The 15163-nt window shown below is 63.8% G+C and carries 12 protein-coding genes; 7 read left to right on the forward strand and 5 right to left on the reverse strand.

What is annotated here, in order from left to right:
- Nucleotides 1–41 precede the first annotated feature (41 nt).
- The 5 genes from JFU57_RS10585 (at nucleotide 42) to JFU57_RS10605 (ending at nucleotide 8381) form a co-directional block, all read left to right on the forward strand.
- Entirely contained in the window at nucleotides 42–1013 is a 972-nt protein-coding gene (locus JFU57_RS10585) for an NAD synthetase (RefSeq protein WP_242487437.1), read from the forward strand.
- Nucleotides 1010–1471 (forward strand): hypothetical protein, encoded by a 462-nt coding sequence (locus JFU57_RS10590; RefSeq protein ID WP_078469564.1) that lies wholly within the window; start codon nucleotides 1010–1012, stop codon nucleotides 1469–1471. Before JFU57_RS10585 ends, JFU57_RS10590 begins: the two co-directional genes overlap by 4 nt.
- 170 nt (nucleotides 1472–1641) lie before the next feature.
- The gene (locus JFU57_RS10595) at nucleotides 1642–4917 is read left to right on the forward strand and encodes a transglutaminase family protein (RefSeq protein ID WP_201129201.1); all 3276 of its coding nucleotides are present in this window, start codon (nucleotides 1642–1644) and stop codon (nucleotides 4915–4917) included.
- 87 nt (nucleotides 4918–5004) lie between these two features.
- On the forward strand, nucleotides 5005–7491 hold the full coding sequence (locus tag JFU57_RS10600) for a circularly permuted type 2 ATP-grasp protein (protein ID WP_201129203.1): 2487 nt from the start codon (nucleotides 5005–5007) through the stop codon (nucleotides 7489–7491).
- A complete protein-coding gene (locus tag JFU57_RS10605; RefSeq protein ID WP_078469567.1) occupies nucleotides 7491–8381 on the forward strand; it encodes a transglutaminase family protein in 891 nt (296 codons plus the stop codon). The genes JFU57_RS10600 and JFU57_RS10605 overlap by 1 nt, the downstream gene beginning before the upstream one ends.
- 179 nt (nucleotides 8382–8560) lie before the next feature.
- Here the strand turns inward: JFU57_RS10605 and JFU57_RS10610 are convergent, their stop codons facing one another.
- Nucleotides 8561–8749: a hypothetical protein gene (locus tag JFU57_RS10610; protein ID WP_020299414.1), complete on the reverse strand. Its 189-nt coding sequence runs from the start codon at nucleotides 8747–8749 to the stop codon at nucleotides 8561–8563.
- A 69-nt stretch (nucleotides 8750–8818) separates the two neighbouring features.
- The gene (locus JFU57_RS10615) at nucleotides 8819–9406 is read right to left on the reverse strand and encodes an LOG family protein (RefSeq protein WP_201129206.1); all 588 of its coding nucleotides are present in this window, start codon (nucleotides 9404–9406) and stop codon (nucleotides 8819–8821) included.
- Between the two features lie 351 nt (nucleotides 9407–9757).
- Between JFU57_RS10615 and azu the strand changes: the two genes are divergently transcribed.
- Nucleotides 9758–10204, forward strand: coding sequence for an azurin (azu, locus tag JFU57_RS10620; protein ID WP_020299412.1), 447 nt, complete (start codon nucleotides 9758–9760; stop codon nucleotides 10202–10204).
- 117 nt (nucleotides 10205–10321) lie between these two features.
- On the opposite strand, the gene nadE is transcribed toward azu, so the two are convergent.
- From nadE to JFU57_RS10635, 3 genes are all read right to left on the reverse strand, one after another.
- Entirely contained in the window at nucleotides 10322–11149 is an 828-nt protein-coding gene (gene nadE / locus JFU57_RS10625) for an ammonia-dependent NAD(+) synthetase (protein ID WP_020299411.1), read from the reverse strand.
- A 3-nt stretch (nucleotides 11150–11152) separates the two neighbouring features.
- Entirely contained in the window at nucleotides 11153–12379 is a 1227-nt protein-coding gene (pncB, locus tag JFU57_RS10630) for a nicotinate phosphoribosyltransferase (protein WP_020299410.1), read from the reverse strand.
- 125 nt (nucleotides 12380–12504) lie between these two features.
- Nucleotides 12505–13407 (reverse strand): LysR family transcriptional regulator, encoded by a 903-nt coding sequence (locus JFU57_RS10635; RefSeq protein WP_078469569.1) that lies wholly within the window; start codon nucleotides 13405–13407, stop codon nucleotides 12505–12507.
- A 178-nt stretch (nucleotides 13408–13585) separates the two neighbouring features.
- On the opposite strand from JFU57_RS10635, the gene amaB reads away from it, so the two are divergent.
- Nucleotides 13586–15076 carry an L-piperidine-6-carboxylate dehydrogenase gene (gene amaB / locus JFU57_RS10640; RefSeq protein ID WP_201129208.1) on the forward strand — a complete coding sequence of 497 codons (1491 nt, stop codon included), beginning with the start codon at nucleotides 13586–13588 and terminating at the stop codon, nucleotides 15074–15076.
- The last annotated feature ends 87 nt before the right edge of the window (nucleotides 15077–15163 follow it).

Raw genomic sequence — 15163 nt, forward strand, 5'->3', positions numbered from 1 at the left:
GGCAGCTACCAGCTGACGCATGGCAGGCCGACTTTTCACCCATGAGATCAAGGACGAATCCCGTGACCAGCGCTTTAGACGAAGTGATCGGAGACCTGCGCCTGACGCAGGTTCTTGCCCGCCAGCGGATCGAAAGCCAGATCAACCTGCCGCGGCTGTTTGCCGCCATCGATACCGACCCCTCGATTGCCGGCGCCGGGGTGGTGTACATCGATGCCGACTTCAATGTGATCACCCTGCGCGAATTTCGGCCGATCTGCAGCATCCGGCCCAAACGGCTGATTCTGCGGGAGGCCAAGCGCTACATCGCGCCCCAGCAGTTTGTCGACCAGGTGAAGAACAACCCGCGGGAGTCGCGGCTGGCCAGTGAGTCCTTCAACACCACCCTGGCCTGCACGGCCGCGGTGATCGGCTGGGTGGTGGTGTTCAGTGGCAGCATTGCCGTGCCTTTCACCGCCGGCGCCAGTGCCTGGCTGGTGGTGCTGGGGGCTTCGGCAGCGATGGCCGGCACCGCTCAATGCGTGATCGGGGGTGTGCGGGTGGCCAACGAGGTCCAGGACCCGGCGGCCAACGACCGCATGGACGATGCCGAGTGGTACAACGTCGTCTCGCCGATTCTCGATGGCATTTCCCTGGTGGGGGTCGGTGGATCAGCGCTGACCACCTACAGGCTGCTCAAGGCCAGCAAAGCGGCCAACGCCGGCAGAAGCTGGACGCAGTTGCTCAAGGGCCTCAACCGCCAGGAACGGGCCAAGTTGACCAACGAGCTGTTGAGCCTGCGGGACCCGAGCCTGACCGCCAAACTGTTGAAGCTGCGCCAGCGTGCCGGTGTCTTGCCCAAGCGCTATTCGACAACGCAGATCAGTCACGCGACCCTGACCCAGATGCAGGATGCCCTCGGCGCCACGCTGAGTACCGGCGGCAGCCTTAGATCCGGCAACATCAAAGCGGCGAAAGAATACGTGGTGCAAAAAGCCATCGCGCTGGGTCTCTACGAGGAGTTCGACGAATGATTGGCGGTGGCCGGACGGTGGATTTCCTTGCGCGTTATTTTCCGACCTTCATGCTCACGATCCTGCTCGGCTGCTTCAGTGGCTCGATCCTGCTGTCCCTGGCCGGCACCACCTATTGGCGCATGCTGGAGCCTTCGCGCAGTACCGATAATGTCGGGCTCGGCATGTTGGTGCTGGTGACGCTGCTGGTGTTCGGCAACCTGATGATTGTGCGCGGGCGGGAATGGGCGGCGTGGCTGGTGGCGGGGTATTTCCTGCTGTGCCTGGCGGCGCTGGTGCCGATGTACCGGTATGGGCCGCACCCGGGCCTGTATGGCTTTGCGCTGTTGCTGCCATTGCTCGGCCTGTTGTTACTCAACAGCCGACGCCATCGGGAGATGCGCAAGCAGCTTGTGCAGATTCGCCACGAACGCCAGCGCATCAAGCGTGAGGCCAAGGGACCGGGCAAGCGCGGGTGAGGTATCGCACCGTGCCTGCCGCATTTGTGTGCAACCCTTGCACGGCAATGCACGCACTGCGCGGTTTTGGTGCTGTACTGCGTTGAGTCACAGTGGAAAGCGTTGGCGGGGCGGGATGGCATAAGTCTTGCGCGCTTTCTTTCACCGCCCAGGCTCGCAGGAGGCACGCCGTGTCGATCCATGTCGCATTGCACCATGTCACGCATTACCGCTACGACCGCGCGGTCGAACTCGGCCCGCAGATCGTGCGCCTGCGCCCGGCCGCCCACAGCCGTACGCGGATTCTCTCCTATGCGCTGAAGGTTTTGCCTGAGCAGCACTTCATCAACTGGCAGCAGGACCCCCAGGGCAACTACCTGGCACGCCTGGTGTTCCCGGAAAAAACCAGCGAGCTGCGGATCGAGGTCGATCTGCTGGCCGAGATGGCGGTGTTCAACCCGTTCGACTTTTTCCTTGAGCCCTACGCCGAGCAAATCCCCTTTGTCTACGCCGCCGACGAACAGCGCGAGCTGGCGCCGTATCTGGAAACCTTGCCGCTGACCCCGAAATTCCAGGCCTACCTGGATGGCATCGACCGCACGCCACTGCCGGCAGTGGATTTCCTGGTGGCCCTCAACCAGCGCCTGAGCGAAGACATCGGCTACCTGATTCGCATGGAACCCGGGGTCCAGACCCCGGAGCAGACCCTGGACAACGCCTCGGGCTCCTGCCGCGACTCGGCCTGGCTGCTGGTCCAGCTGCTGCGCAACCTGGGGCTGGCGGCGCGATTCGTTTCGGGCTACCTGATTCAACTGACCGCGGATGTAAAGGCCCTCGATGGCCCCTCGGGCACCGAGGTCGACTTCACCGACCTGCATGCCTGGTGCGAAGTCTATTTGCCGGGTGCGGGCTGGATCGGCCTGGATGCCACCTCCGGGCTGTTTGCCGGCGAAGGGCACATTCCGTTGGCGTGCAGCCCCGATCCGTCCTCTGCGGCGCCTATCAGCGGCCTGGTGGAGCCTTGCGAGTGCGAATTCACCCACGAAATGTCGGTTGAGCGGATCTGGGAAGCCCCTCGGGTCACCAAGCCCTACACCGAAGAGCAGTGGCTGGCGATCCAGACCCTGGGGCGGCAGATTGACGCCGACCTGCTGCAAGGCGATGTGCGCCTGACCATGGGCGGCGAGCCGACCTTTGTCTCGATCGACGACCCGGACGGTGCCGAGTGGAACACCGCAGCCCTGGGTGCCGACAAGCGCCGGCTGTCCGCCGAGTTGTTCCAGCGCATGCGCAATCACTACGCGCCCAAGGGCCTGGTGCATTTCGGCCAGGGCAAGTGGTACCCCGGCGAGCAACTGCCGCGCTGGTCGTTGAACTGCTACTGGCGGCGGGACGGTGTGCCGATCTGGCACAACAGCGCCTTGATCGCCGATGAGCATCAGGACTACGGCGCCGATGGCCTGCTGGCTGGACGTTTTCTGGCGAGTGTCGCCGAGCGCCTGAAGCTGCCGGCGCGCTTCGTGTTTGCGGCTTACGAAGACAATTTCTACTACCTGTGGCGCGAGGGTGCCTTGCCGTCCAACGTCACCGCCGAAGATTCGCGCCTGGACGATGCCCTGGAACGCGCGCGGCTGCATAAGGTGTTCAGCCAGGGCCTGGACAAGGTCATCGGCCAGGTCTTGCCCCTGGCGCGCACGGCCAAGGGCGACCAGTGGCAGAGCGGCCGCTGGTACCTGCGCGACAGTCACTGCCGGCTGATTCCCGGGGATTCGCCCCTGGGTTATCGCCTGCCCCTGGGGTCCCAACCCTGGGTCAAGGCAGCGGAGTACCCGTTCATTCACCCGACCGACCCCAATCAGGAGTTCGCCGAGCTGCCCGGCAGCCAGCAACTGCACAGCCATGGCGAACCGTCTCCGGTGGATGAGCGGGTACCGGCCATCGATGAGTCCGCCGACTGGCTGACGCGCACTGCGCTCTGCGCCGAGGCGCGTGAGGGGCGTCTTTATCTGTTTATGCCGCCGCTGGAGCGAGTGGAGGATTACCTGGAGCTGGTGAGCGCCATCGAAGCCACCGCCGAGGAGTTGCACAGCCCGGTGTTGCTGGAAGGGTACGAGCCGCCCAGTGATCCGCGCCTGAGCAACTTCAGGGTCACCCCGGACCCGGGTGTGATCGAGGTCAACGTGCAGCCTTCGGCCAGTTGGGACGAGTTGGTGGAGCGCACCGAGTTTCTCTACGAAGAGGCGCGGCAGAACCGCCTGACCACCGAGAAATTCATGATCGACGGGCGCCACACCGGTACCGGTGGCGGCAACCACTTCGTCCTCGGCGGCGCGACCCCAGCGGACTCGCCCTTCCTGCGGCGCCCGGACCTGCTGCGCAGCCTCATCAGTTACTGGCACAACCACCCCTCGTTGTCCTACCTGTTTTCCGGGTTGTTTATCGGGCCGACCTCCCAGGCGCCCCGGGTCGACGAGGCGCGCAACGATGCCTTGTACGAGCTGGAAATCGCCTTCGCGCAAATGCCCGAACCAGGCCAGGAGTGCGCGCCGTGGCTGGTGGACCGGCTGCTGCGCAACCTGCTGATCGACGTCACCGGCAATACACACCGGGCTGAGTTCTGCATCGACAAACTGTATTCGCCGGACGGTGCCACTGGACGCCTGGGGCTGCTGGAGCTGCGGGCCTTCGAGATGCCGCCCCATGCGCGCATGAGCCTGGCCCAGCAACTGCTGCTGCGGGCCCTGGTGGCGCGCTTCTGGCGCGAACCTTATGCGCCGGCCAAGCTGGCGCGCTGGGGCACCGAGCTGCATGACCGCTTTATGCTGCCGCACTTTATCGAGCAGGACTTCGCCGACGTCATTGTCGAGCTCAATGCGGCCGGCTACGGGCTGCGCGCCGAATGGTTTGCCGCGCACCTGGAGTTTCGATTCCCGAAGGTGGGGGATTACGCGGTCAGCGGTATCGAGCTGGAACTGCGCCAGGCCCTGGAACCCTGGCATGTGCTGGGGGAAGAGGGCACGGCCGGCGGCACGGTGCGTTACGTCGACTCCTCGCTGGAGCGCCTGCAGGTCAAGCTCAGTGGGCTGGCACCGCAACGCTACATCCTGACCTGCAACGGGGTGGCGGTGCCGTTGCAGCCAACCGGCCGGGTCGGTGAGTTTGTCGCTGGCGTGCGCTATCGCGCCTGGCAGCCGGCCAACTGTCTGCAACCGACCATCCCGGTGCATGCGCCGCTGGTGTTCGACCTGCTCGACACCTGGATGCAGCGCTCCCTGGGCGGTTGCCAGTACCACGTCGCGCACCCGGGCGGGCGGAACTACGACAGCCTGCCGGTCAACGCCAATGAGGCGGAAAGCCGGCGTATGGCGCGCTTTTTCCGCCTGGGCCACACCCCGGGAACCCTGCCCGTGCCGAGCTTGAGCATCAACGACGAGTTGCCGATGACGCTCGATTTACGACGCTTCTAAAGCAGACGCGACGTCCGGAGGATTCGAATATCCGGGCGTCATGTGTCTGCGTTAATCTGACGGTCCTTGCTGTCTGCCGAGTTTTCCATGCCCGACCTGCTTGCCCGCTACCCGCTGACGGCGGGTACTTACCATGAACTGCTGGACGACAGCGGTGCGGTCCGGCCGCACTGGCAGCGCCTGCTCGAGCAATTGCAACGGAGCACGCCGACGCAGTTGGCCCAGCGCCAGGCGCTGCTGACCCGGCAAATTCACGAGAACGGCGTCACCTATAACGTCTACGCCGATCCCAAGGGCGCCGACCGGCCCTGGGAGCTGGACTTGCTGCCCCATGTGATTCCCGCGGACGAGTGGCAGCATTTGTCGGCCGGGATCGCCCAGCGCGCGCGCCTGCTCAACGCCGTGCTGGCCGACCTCTACGGGCCGCAGCGCCTGATCAGCGAAGGCCTGCTGCCGGCTGAGCTGGTGTTTGGCCATAACAATTTCCTGTGGCCGTGCCAGGGTATCCAGCCACCTGACGGCGCCTTCCTGCACCTGTACGCGGTGGATCTGGCGCGCACCCCCGATGGCCGCTGGTGGGTCACCGCCGACCGCACCCAGGCGCCCTCCGGCGCCGGTTATGCCCTGGAAAACCGGATGATCGTGTCCCGGGCCTTTCCCGATCTGTACCGGGACCTGCAAGTGCAGCACCTGGCCGGGTTCTTCCGCACCTTGCAGGAAACCCTGGCCCGCCAGGCTCCGCGAGACGAGGAAGCGCCACTGATCGTGCTGCTGACGCCGGGGCGCTTCAATGAAAGCTATTTCGAACACCTGTACCTGGCGCGGCAGCTGGGCTACCCCCTGGTCGAGGGCGGCGACCTGACCGTGCGCGATGCCACGGTCTACCTGAAAACCCTCAGCGGGCTGCGCCGGGTGCACGCCATCATGCGCCGCCTGGACGATGACTTCTGCGACCCACTGGAGCTGCGCACCGACTCGGCGCTCGGCGTGCCCGGGCTGCTGGAGGTGGTGCGTCAGGGCCGGGTGCTGGTGGCCAATGCCCTGGGCAGCGGGGTGCTGGAGTCTCCAGGGCTGCTCGGCTTCCTGCCGAAGATCAACCAATACCTGTTCGGCGAAGAGCTGATACTGCCGTCGGTGGCCACCTGGTGGTGCGGCGAGGCGCCGGTGCTGGCCCAGGCCCTGGAGAAAATGCCGGAGCTGCTGATCAAGCCGGCGTTTCCCTCGCAAAGCTTCGCGCCGCTGTTCGGCCGCGACCTGACCCCGGAGCAGCGCGTGGCGTTGGCCGAGCGGATGCGGGCGCGGCCCTATGCCTATGTCGCCCAGGAGTTGGCGCAGCTGTCCCAGGCGCCGATCTGGCAGGCCGAGGACGGCCAGTTGCAGCCCCGTGCGATCGGCATGCGGGTCTACGCCGTGGCCAGTGCCGAAGGCTATCGGGTGTTGCCCGGGGGCTTGACCCGGGTCGCCGCCGATGCGGATGCCGAAGTGGTGTCGATGCAGCGCGGTGGCGCGAGCAAGGACACCTGGGTGCTTGGCGAACGGGCGCCCAGCGGCGAGCAGTGGAAGGGCCAGCGCACCATTGGTGTGTACGACCTGGTGCGGCGCGATCCGTACCTGCCGTCGCGGGTGGTGGAGAACCTGTTCTGGTTTGGCCGTTATTGCGAGCGTTGCGATGACAGCGCGCGGCTGTTGCGGATCATGCTCGCGCGCTACGTCGACGGCGATGACCCACAGGCCTTGCAGGCCGCCGTCGACCTGGGCGAAAGCCTGATGCTGCTGCCGGATGAAGGTGAGCTGCCGGAGCGCTTGCTGGCGGCGCTGCTGGGTGACGACTGGTCGTTCAGCCTGCGGTCCAATCTGCAACGCTTGCAGTGGGCGGCGTCCCAGGTGCGCGGCAAGCTGTCCCGGGAAAACTGGCAGGCCCTGGTGGAGTTGCAGCGCGAAGCCCTGGAACTGGACACCGAGGAGCCGGACTTTGGCGAGCTGCTGGACTTTCTCAACCGCTTGGTGATGTCCCTGGCGGCGCTGTCCGGGTTTGCCCTGGACGACATGACCCGCGACGAGGGCTGGCGCTTCCTGATGATCGGCCGGCGCATCGAGCGCCTGCAGTTTCTCAGCGCCAGCCTTGCCGCATTCCTGCGTGGCACTGGCGCGTTCGATCAGGCCGGGCTGGAGTGGCTGCTGGAGTTGGGCAACAGCAGCATCACCTACCGCTCGCGCTACCTGGCGGTGGCGCAGTTGATCCCGGTGCTCGACTTGCTGCTGCTGGATGAGCAGAACCCGCACGCCGTGCTGTTCCAGTTGAAACTGGTGACCCGCACCCTGAAGCGCTTGAACGATGACTTCGGTGCCCCCCGCGAAGCCGGCCTGCCCAAACTGGTGGAGCGCCTGTCGCGTTTTGACCTGGGCTGCCTGGAAAACTCCCTGTTTGGCGAAGCCAGCGTGCACGCCGCCATCGATGGCCTGGCCGACCTGTTGCAGGAGATCGCCGATGTCAGCAGTCAGGTGTCCGATCGCCTGGCCTTGCGCCATTTCGCCCATGTCGACGATGTCAGCCAACAAACGGTGTCTGTCTGATGAGCGCCCGGTACCAGATCTTTCACGACACTCATTATCACTACGACAGTCCTGTGTCCCTGGCTCAGCAACTGGCTCACTTGTGGCCGCGAGCCTGCGCCTGGCAGCGTTGCACCGAACAGCAGTTGCTGATCAGCCCGGAGCCGACGGTGCGCCGCGATGAGCTGGATGTGTTCGGCAATCCGCTGACCCGCCTGGCGTTCGAGCGGCCCCATGATGAGTTGCTGGTCAATGCCCAGCTGACGGTCGAGGTGCTGGCCCGGCCGCTGCTGGATTTCAGCCAATCCCCGGCCTGGGATGAAACCCGCAGCGCGCTGACCTATAGCGGCCAGCCCTTGTCGGCAGCGTTGCTGGACGCCTGCCGTTATCGGTTTGAATCGCCCTATGTGCACCTGAAGAAAAGCTTCGTCGAGTTTTCCGCGAGCTGTTTCCCGAGCGGGCGCCCGCTATTGCTCGGGGTGCAGGCGCTGATGGAGAAGATCTTCAGCGAGTTCACCTTCGACGCCGAGGCTACCCAGGTCGCTACGCCCCTGGTGGAAGTGCTGGAACGGCGGCGCGGCGTGTGCCAGGACTTTGCCCACCTGATGCTCGCCTGCGTGCGTTCCCGCGGGTTGGCGGCGCGTTATGTCAGCGGCTACCTGTTGACCCAGCCACCGCCCGGGCAACCCAGGCTGATTGGCGCCGATGCGTCCCACGCCTGGGTTTCGGTGTTTTGTCCGGTGCTGGGTTGGGTGGATTTCGACCCGACCAACAACGTCCAGCCGGCGCTGGAACACATCACCCTGGCCTGGGGTCGGGATTTTTCCGATGTCTCGCCGCTGCGCGGGGTGATTCTGGGCGGCGGCAACCACGATCCGGAAGTGCAGGTCACGGTGATGCCCCTGGAGTGACTGCGGTTTGCCGGGCTTTCACCCAGGCGTGGTTGTACCAACGGCGGGGCTGGCGAACGGGATTTTTTGAGGGGGCGAGACCCGTGGGTCAAGGGGTGGGTCTGTGAGGACCGGCAGCGTGGCTGCCGATCCTGGGCACAGATCCCGGGGCCTGATCGGAACATCGGGCCCGGCGGGTATCAGGCCTGGGGAGCCTGATTGTCTACGGCGTCACTATCATCGGCTGCCACTTCACCTTCTGCTTCCGGGTTCAGTGCGCTGGCTTCTTCTTCAGCGGTCGCTTTCTTGCGTTGCAACTTTTCCTCTTTCTTCTGCTCCTTTGCCAGGTCTCTCTGACGTTTGGCGAAGGAGTAATTAGGTTTAGCCATGGGCGATCCTCTTGGGGTCGAAGGTGAGGTTGAGCGGCGCGTATTCTGCCTTGTATCGGGCCTGGGCGGTTAGCTGGGTTTTTGTTCGGCCCATTTTGCCGGGGCCGAAGGTTGCCAGGCGTCCAGTACATCCAGCAGTTCTGCGGGCGATTCGCTCATTTGCAGCATGGCACGGTGCTGAGCCCGAACGAAGCCTTCGCCGACGATATGATCGAGAAAACCACTGAGCTTTTCATAAAAACCGTTCACTTCCAGCAGACCCAGCGGCTTGCCGTGGTAGCCCAGCTGACCCCAGGTCCAGACTTCGAACAGCTCTTCCAGGGTGCCGAGACCGCCTGGCAGGGCGATGAAGGCGTCGCTCAATTGGGCCATGCGCGCCTTGCGTGCGTGCATGCCATCGACCACTTCCAGGCGGGTCAGACCGGTGTGGCCGATCTCCGAATCCTTCAGGCTTTGCGGGATGATCCCGATCACTTCGCCGCCAGCCGCCAGGGCGGCATCGGCAACAATCCCCATCAGCCCGACAGCGCCACCGCCGTAGACCAGGGTCAGCTTGCGCTCGGCCAGGGCCCGCCCGAGGGCAGCGGCCGCTTCACGGTAAACGGGGTTGGTGCCGGTGCTGGCACCGCAGAACACACAGACAGACGTTAATGGCATGCCTTACTCCCAGGTCATTGAGGGCCCAAGAGTAATGGCTTGAGGGTGATGCGCCAAACGTTAAACCTCGTGTTGCGGGGTTTCATGGGTGCCGCTGGCCCCACAGGCATAGGCGGCGAGCAAGCTGCGAAACAGGCTGTTGAGAGGCATGACGGTGCTCCAGCTGGGGGAATGAGCGGATCATAAAGGCCGAGTCGGCCCCGGGCCGGTCAATTGTCTTAATCGGGGCTATAGGTCGAAAGTTGTATACAATTTCTTGATGCAAATCATAGGAACTTGCGAAGTTTTCAGGCAGTCTTCACCTCCATGGATTCAGATGGATTTTGTTAAACCCTGCCTTGGAGATTCACCATGTTTGCCAAACTTGTTGCGGTATCCCTGTTGACACTGGCTAGCAGCCAATTGATGGCCGCCGAATGCAAGGTCGATGTTGATTCCACCGACCAGATGTCCTTCAACACGAAGGAAATCACCATCGACAAGAGCTGCAAGACGTTCACCGTCAACCTGACCCACTCCGGCAGCTTGCCGAAGAACGTCATGGGCCATAACTGGGTCCTGAGCAAAACCGCCGACATGGCCGGTATTGCCACCGACGGCATGGCCGCCGGCATCGACAAGAGCTACCTGAAAGATGGCGACACCCGCGTTATCGCTCACACCAAAATCATCGGTGCTGGCGAAAAAGACTCGGTGACCTTCGACGTGTCGAAGCTGACTGCTGGCGAAAGCTACCAGTTCTTCTGCTCGTTCCCAGGCCACAACTCGATGATGAAAGGCGCTGTGGTCCTGAAGTGATCGGTTGACCCGGCAGCAACAAAAAAGCCGCTTTCCTGATAAGGGAAAGCGGCTTTTTTTATGGGGGGAGCCTGCTCCCTGGCCATAGGTGTTAGCGGGACCAGGGCCCGCAGGGGCTCACGGCGCGAAGGGCATTTCGCGTTTGTGGTGGGTCTTGCGGTAGGTGTCGCAGATGATCTTGAACGCTTCTTCGCGCACCGGCTGGCCGTGCAGGAAGGCGTCGATCTCGGTGTAGGTGACGCCGTGGGAGGCTTCATCCGGTTTGCCCGGCGACAGGTCTTCAAGGTCGGCGGTGGGGACTTTTTCCACCAGGGACTCCGGCGCGCCGAAATGCCGGGCGATGGCCCGTACCTGGTTCTTCACCAGGCCGCTCAAGGGGGCCAGGTCGCAGGCACCGTCACCGAACTTGGTGAAGAAACCCATCACCGCCTCGGCCGCATGGTCGGTGCCGATCACCAGGCCATGGGCGGCGCCGGCGATGGTGTACTGGGCCACCATGCGCATCCGCGCCTTGGTGTTACCGAGAACGAAATCCACCGACACCGCGTGCTGCCCTTCAAAGGCGGCGACTTCATTGGCCAGGGCCTTGACCGCAGGGCCGATATTGACCGTGTGCCGCTCATCGGGGGCGATGAAGTCCACCGAGGCCTGGGCATCGTGCTCGTCGAACTGGGTTTCGTAGGGCAGGCGCACGGCGATGAAACGGTACTTGTCGTCACCCGTGCGTGCGCGCAGTTCGCGCATGGCCCGTTGTGCCAAGAGGCCTGCGGTGAGGGAGTCGACACCGCCGCTGATGCCCAGCACCAGGGATTTGAGCCCCGAGTTGAGCAGGCAGTCCTGGATAAAGGTCACGCGCCGGGCGACTTCCGCCTCCAGGGCGGCCTGGTCCTGGAACGGTGCCTGGACCTTGAGCTGCTGCGCAATCTCACGCTGTACGGCTTGCATGATTCACTCCTTGCTTGATGTGCCTGAAAGGGCGGCAGGTACTTGGAAAACGTGGCGCAGGTAACCTACGAAGTTCGGATCCCGGCAATGGGTCTTGCCCGCTTCGTCGGAGATCTTGGCGACCGGCTGGCCATTGCAGGCGGCCATTTTAAGCACGATGCTCATCGGCTCGACACCGGGAATATCACAGGTCAGGTTGGTGCCGATGCCGAAGCTGACATTGATCCGACCACGCAGCGCCCGGAAAATCTCCAGGGAGCGGGGCAGTGTCAGGCTGTCGGAGAACACCAGGGTCTTGCTCATCGGCTCGATGCCCAGCTTGTGGTAATGGGCGATGGCTTTTTCGGCCCACAGGATCGGGTCGCCGGAATCGTGGCGCAAACCGTCGAAGAGCTTGGCGAAGTACAGGTCGAAGTCGCCGAGAAAGGCGTCGGTGGTGATGCAGTCGGTCAGGGCGATGCCCAGCAGGCCGCGGTACTCGCGGACCCAGCAGTCCAGGGCGGCGATCTGGCTGTCGATCAGCCGTGGGCCGAGCTGCTGGTGGGCCATGATCCATTCGTGGGCCATGGTGCCCAGGGGCTTCATGTCCAGCACCCGCGACAGGTGCACGTTGCTGGTGCCGACGAAGCGCCCGGGGAAGTCGTGCTTGAGCACGTTCACCACTTCCTCCTGCACGCGGTAGGAGAAGCGCCGGCGGGTGCCGAAGTCGGCGACCTGCAGCTCCGAAAGCTCTTCGCTGCTGGCGTTGGCGCTGAGCCAGTCGAACTTGCGGTACAGCTGCTCGCGCGCCTGCTCCAGCACCACTTCGCGGTAGCGATAGCGGTTACGCACTTCGCTGACGATGGCCAGCATCGGCACTTCAAACAGGATCACGTGCAGCCAGGGCCCGCGCAGGCGGATAAACAGCTCGCCGTCCTCGATGCCGGTGTAGACGTAGCGCAGGTTGAAGCGGAACAGACCGAGAAAACGCAGGAAGTCGGGCTTGAGGAAGCTGATGCGCTCCAGGGAGCTCAGTTGGTCAGCGCTCAGGCTGAGTTCGGCCAGGCGTTCGAACTGGTAGCGGATTTCTGCCAGGTACGGCCGCAGGTCCTCGCTGTTACGGCAACGGAACTCCCATTCGACTTCCACGTTGGGGTAGTTGTGCAGCACCGCCTGCATCATGGTCAATTTGTAGAAGTCGGTGTCGAGCAGGTTCTGCACGATGCGATCGGCAAACACACTCTCGCTCATAACGGGAATCTCCAGGCGGGCCGCGTAGAAATGCGCGGCTTTGCAGCTTTTTTCAATGAAGGCGGTAGTGGCGCATATCCGCAGTCTGTTTTGCCAGCGTTTTTTTAGCGGGCGCGGCCGAGCCGCTAGGGGGTCGGGCTGTCGACCTGCTCCAGCATCCAGCGCACAAAGTCGCGGACCTTGGGCACTTCGGCGGAATGCTCGGGGTAGGCGATGAAGTACGCATCGTTACTGGGCATCGCGTACTGCCAGGCGATCACCAGCTTGCCGTCGTTCAACTCTTCCTCCACCAGAAAGCGCGGCAGCAGGGCCACGCCGCAACCGACCTGGGCGGCGCGGATGCACATGTAGAAGGTTTCGAAGCGCGGGCCGTGATAGCTGTGTTCGGTGTGGTAGCCCTGGCTGTCGAACCAGTCGTGCCAGGCCTGGGGCCGGGAGGCATTCTGCAGCAGCACCAGATCGGCCAGTTGCGTCGGGTCGGTGAACGGCTGGTCCGGCAAGCTGCCCGGGGCGCAGACCGCCACCAGCTCTTCGCTGAACAGCTTCAGGCACTCGGTGCCGGGGCGCGAACCCTGGCCGAAGTAGAACGCCAGGTCGCTGCGGCCCTGCAGCAAATCATCGGCCTCCTGCTCGTTGCACAGGTCCAGATGGATATGCGGATGACGCAGGCGCCAGCCCTTGAGGCGTGGCACCAGCCAGCGCGCGCCGAAGGTCGAGGGCGTGGACACCCGCAGCACTTCGGTTTCACCGCCGTAGGAACGCAGGTAGTGGGTCGACATCTCGACCTGGGTCAGGATCTTGCGCACTTCCACCAGGTACAGGTCGCCGGCCGGGGTCATCTGCAAGCGTCGGCGCACGCGGCGGAACAACAGGTGTTGCAGCAGCTCTTCGAGTTGCGCCACCTGCTTGCTGACCGCGCTTTGGGTCAGGTTCAGCTCTTCGGCGGCACGGGTGAAGCTCAGGTGGCGGGTGACCGCTTCGAAACACTGCAAGGCGGTGATCGAGGGCAGGTGGCGTTTGTTCAGCATGGCGCAAGGTCCCTGGTTCTTGTCTCAGCGCTGCTTGGCCGACGCAGCATGAATAAACGGAATGATATCTCGCCTAATCGTCGTTTGTTGGCAAGTCTCAGGCCAGCTACAACTACAGGCCTCAATAGCTGGTTTATCGGCTACGACTTTTTGTTTTTTCATCTGTAAGGAGTGACCCATGGTTGCCGCATTGCTTGATCGTCTCGGTGTGAACCCGGCCCTGTATCAGTCGGGCAGCCAGCCCGTGCACTCGCCGATCGACGGCAGCCGCATCGCCGCCGTGAACTGGGAAGGCGCGGCCGAAGTCGAGCAACAGGTCAGTCGCGCAGAGCATGCATTCGAACTCTGGCGCAAGGTGCCGGCGCCCCGTCGTGGTGAGCTGGTCCGCCAGTTCGGCGAAGTGTTGCGCGAGTACAAGGCCGACCTTGGCGAGCTGGTGTCCTGGGAAGCCGGCAAGATCACCCAGGAAGGCCTGGGTGAAGTGCAAGAGATGATCGACATCTGCGACTTCGCCGTCGGCCTGTCGCGCCAGCTCTACGGTTTGACCATCGCCTCCGAGCGTCCTGGCCACCACATGCGTGAAACCTGGCACCCGCTGGGCGTGGTCGGGGTGATCAGCGCGTTCAACTTCCCGGTGGCGGTCTGGGCCTGGAACACCACCCTGGCGCTGGTCTGCGGCAACCCGGTGATCTGGAAACCGTCAGAGAAAACCCCGCTGACCGCCCTGGCCTGCCAGGCGTTGTTCGAGCGCGTGCTGAAAAACTTCAGCGACGCTCCGCCCTACCTCAGTCAGGTGATCATCGGCGGGCGTGAAGCCGGCGCCGCGCTGGTGGACGATCCGCGTGTGGCCCTGATCAGCGCCACCGGCAGCACCCGCATGGGCCGTGAAGTGGCGCCCAAAGTCGCCGCGCGCTTTGCCCGCAGCATCCTTGAGCTGGGCGGCAACAACGCGATGATCCTCGGCCCAAGCGCCGACCTGGACATGGCCGTGCGCGCCATTCTGTTCAGCGCCGTCGGCACCGCCGGCCAGCGTTGCACGTCCCTGCGCCGACTGATCGCCCATGAGTCGGTCAAGGAAGAAATCGTCACCCGGCTCAAGGCCGCCTACTCCAAGGTGCGGATCGGTCATCCGCTGGAAGGCAACCTGGTCGGCCCGCTGATCGACAAGCACAGCTTCGACAATATGCAGGACGCCCTGGAACAGGCCTTGAGCGAAGGCGGCCGGGTGTTTGGCGGCAAGCGGCAGTTGGAAGAACAGTTCCCGAATGCCTATTACGTGTCGCCGGCCATCGTCGAGATGCCTGAGCAGAGCGACGTGGTGCGCGATGAAACCTTCGCCCCGATCCTCTACGTGGTCGGCTACACCGACTTTGCCGAAGCGCTGCGCCTGAACAACGCTGTGCCTCAGGGCCTGTCGTCGTGCATCTTCACCACCGATGTGCGCGAAGCCGAGCAGTTCATGTCGGCGGTGGGCAGCGACTGCGGCATCGCCAACGTCAACATCGGCCCGAGCGGCGCGGAAATCGGCGGCGCCTTCGGTGGCGAGAAAGAAACCGGTGGCGGTCGTGAGTCCGGCTCCGATGCGTGGCGCGGTTACATGCGCCGCCAGACCAACACCGTCAACTACTCCCTGGAACTGCCACTGGCCCAGGGCATTACCTTCGATTGAATGAAGGCGGCAAACCGGTAGCCGCTGCCGAGTTTGGTGAGGCTGCGCTGGACGCTGGAGTGCATCCGGGAACGGGGCGTTGTTTTT

The sequence above is a fragment of the Pseudomonas sp. TH07 genome, from assembly GCF_016651285.1.
Classification (GTDB): domain Bacteria; phylum Pseudomonadota; class Gammaproteobacteria; order Pseudomonadales; family Pseudomonadaceae; genus Aquipseudomonas.

Coding starts and splice junctions, on each gene's coding strand:
- JFU57_RS10585 (WP_242487437.1), top strand. CDS start 42: ATGAGATCAAGGACGAATCCCGTGACCAGCGCTTTAGACGAAGTGATC.
- JFU57_RS10590 (WP_078469564.1), top strand. CDS start 1,010: ATGATTGGCGGTGGCCGGACGGTGGATTTCCTTGCGCGTTATTTTCCG.
- JFU57_RS10600 (WP_201129203.1), top strand. CDS start 5,005: ATGCCCGACCTGCTTGCCCGCTACCCGCTGACGGCGGGTACTTACCAT.
- JFU57_RS10605 (WP_078469567.1), top strand. CDS start 7,491: ATGAGCGCCCGGTACCAGATCTTTCACGACACTCATTATCACTACGAC.
- JFU57_RS10610 (WP_020299414.1), bottom strand. CDS start 8,749: ATGGCTAAACCTAATTACTCCTTCGCCAAACGTCAGAGAGACCTGGCA.
- JFU57_RS10615 (WP_201129206.1), bottom strand. CDS start 9,406: ATGCCATTAACGTCTGTCTGTGTGTTCTGCGGTGCCAGCACCGGCACC.
- azu (WP_020299412.1), top strand. CDS start 9,758: ATGTTTGCCAAACTTGTTGCGGTATCCCTGTTGACACTGGCTAGCAGC.
- nadE (WP_020299411.1), bottom strand. CDS start 11,149: ATGCAAGCCGTACAGCGTGAGATTGCGCAGCAGCTCAAGGTCCAGGCA.
- pncB (WP_020299410.1), bottom strand. CDS start 12,379: ATGAGCGAGAGTGTGTTTGCCGATCGCATCGTGCAGAACCTGCTCGAC.
- JFU57_RS10635 (WP_078469569.1), bottom strand. CDS start 13,407: ATGCTGAACAAACGCCACCTGCCCTCGATCACCGCCTTGCAGTGTTTC.
- amaB (WP_201129208.1), top strand. CDS start 13,586: ATGGTTGCCGCATTGCTTGATCGTCTCGGTGTGAACCCGGCCCTGTAT.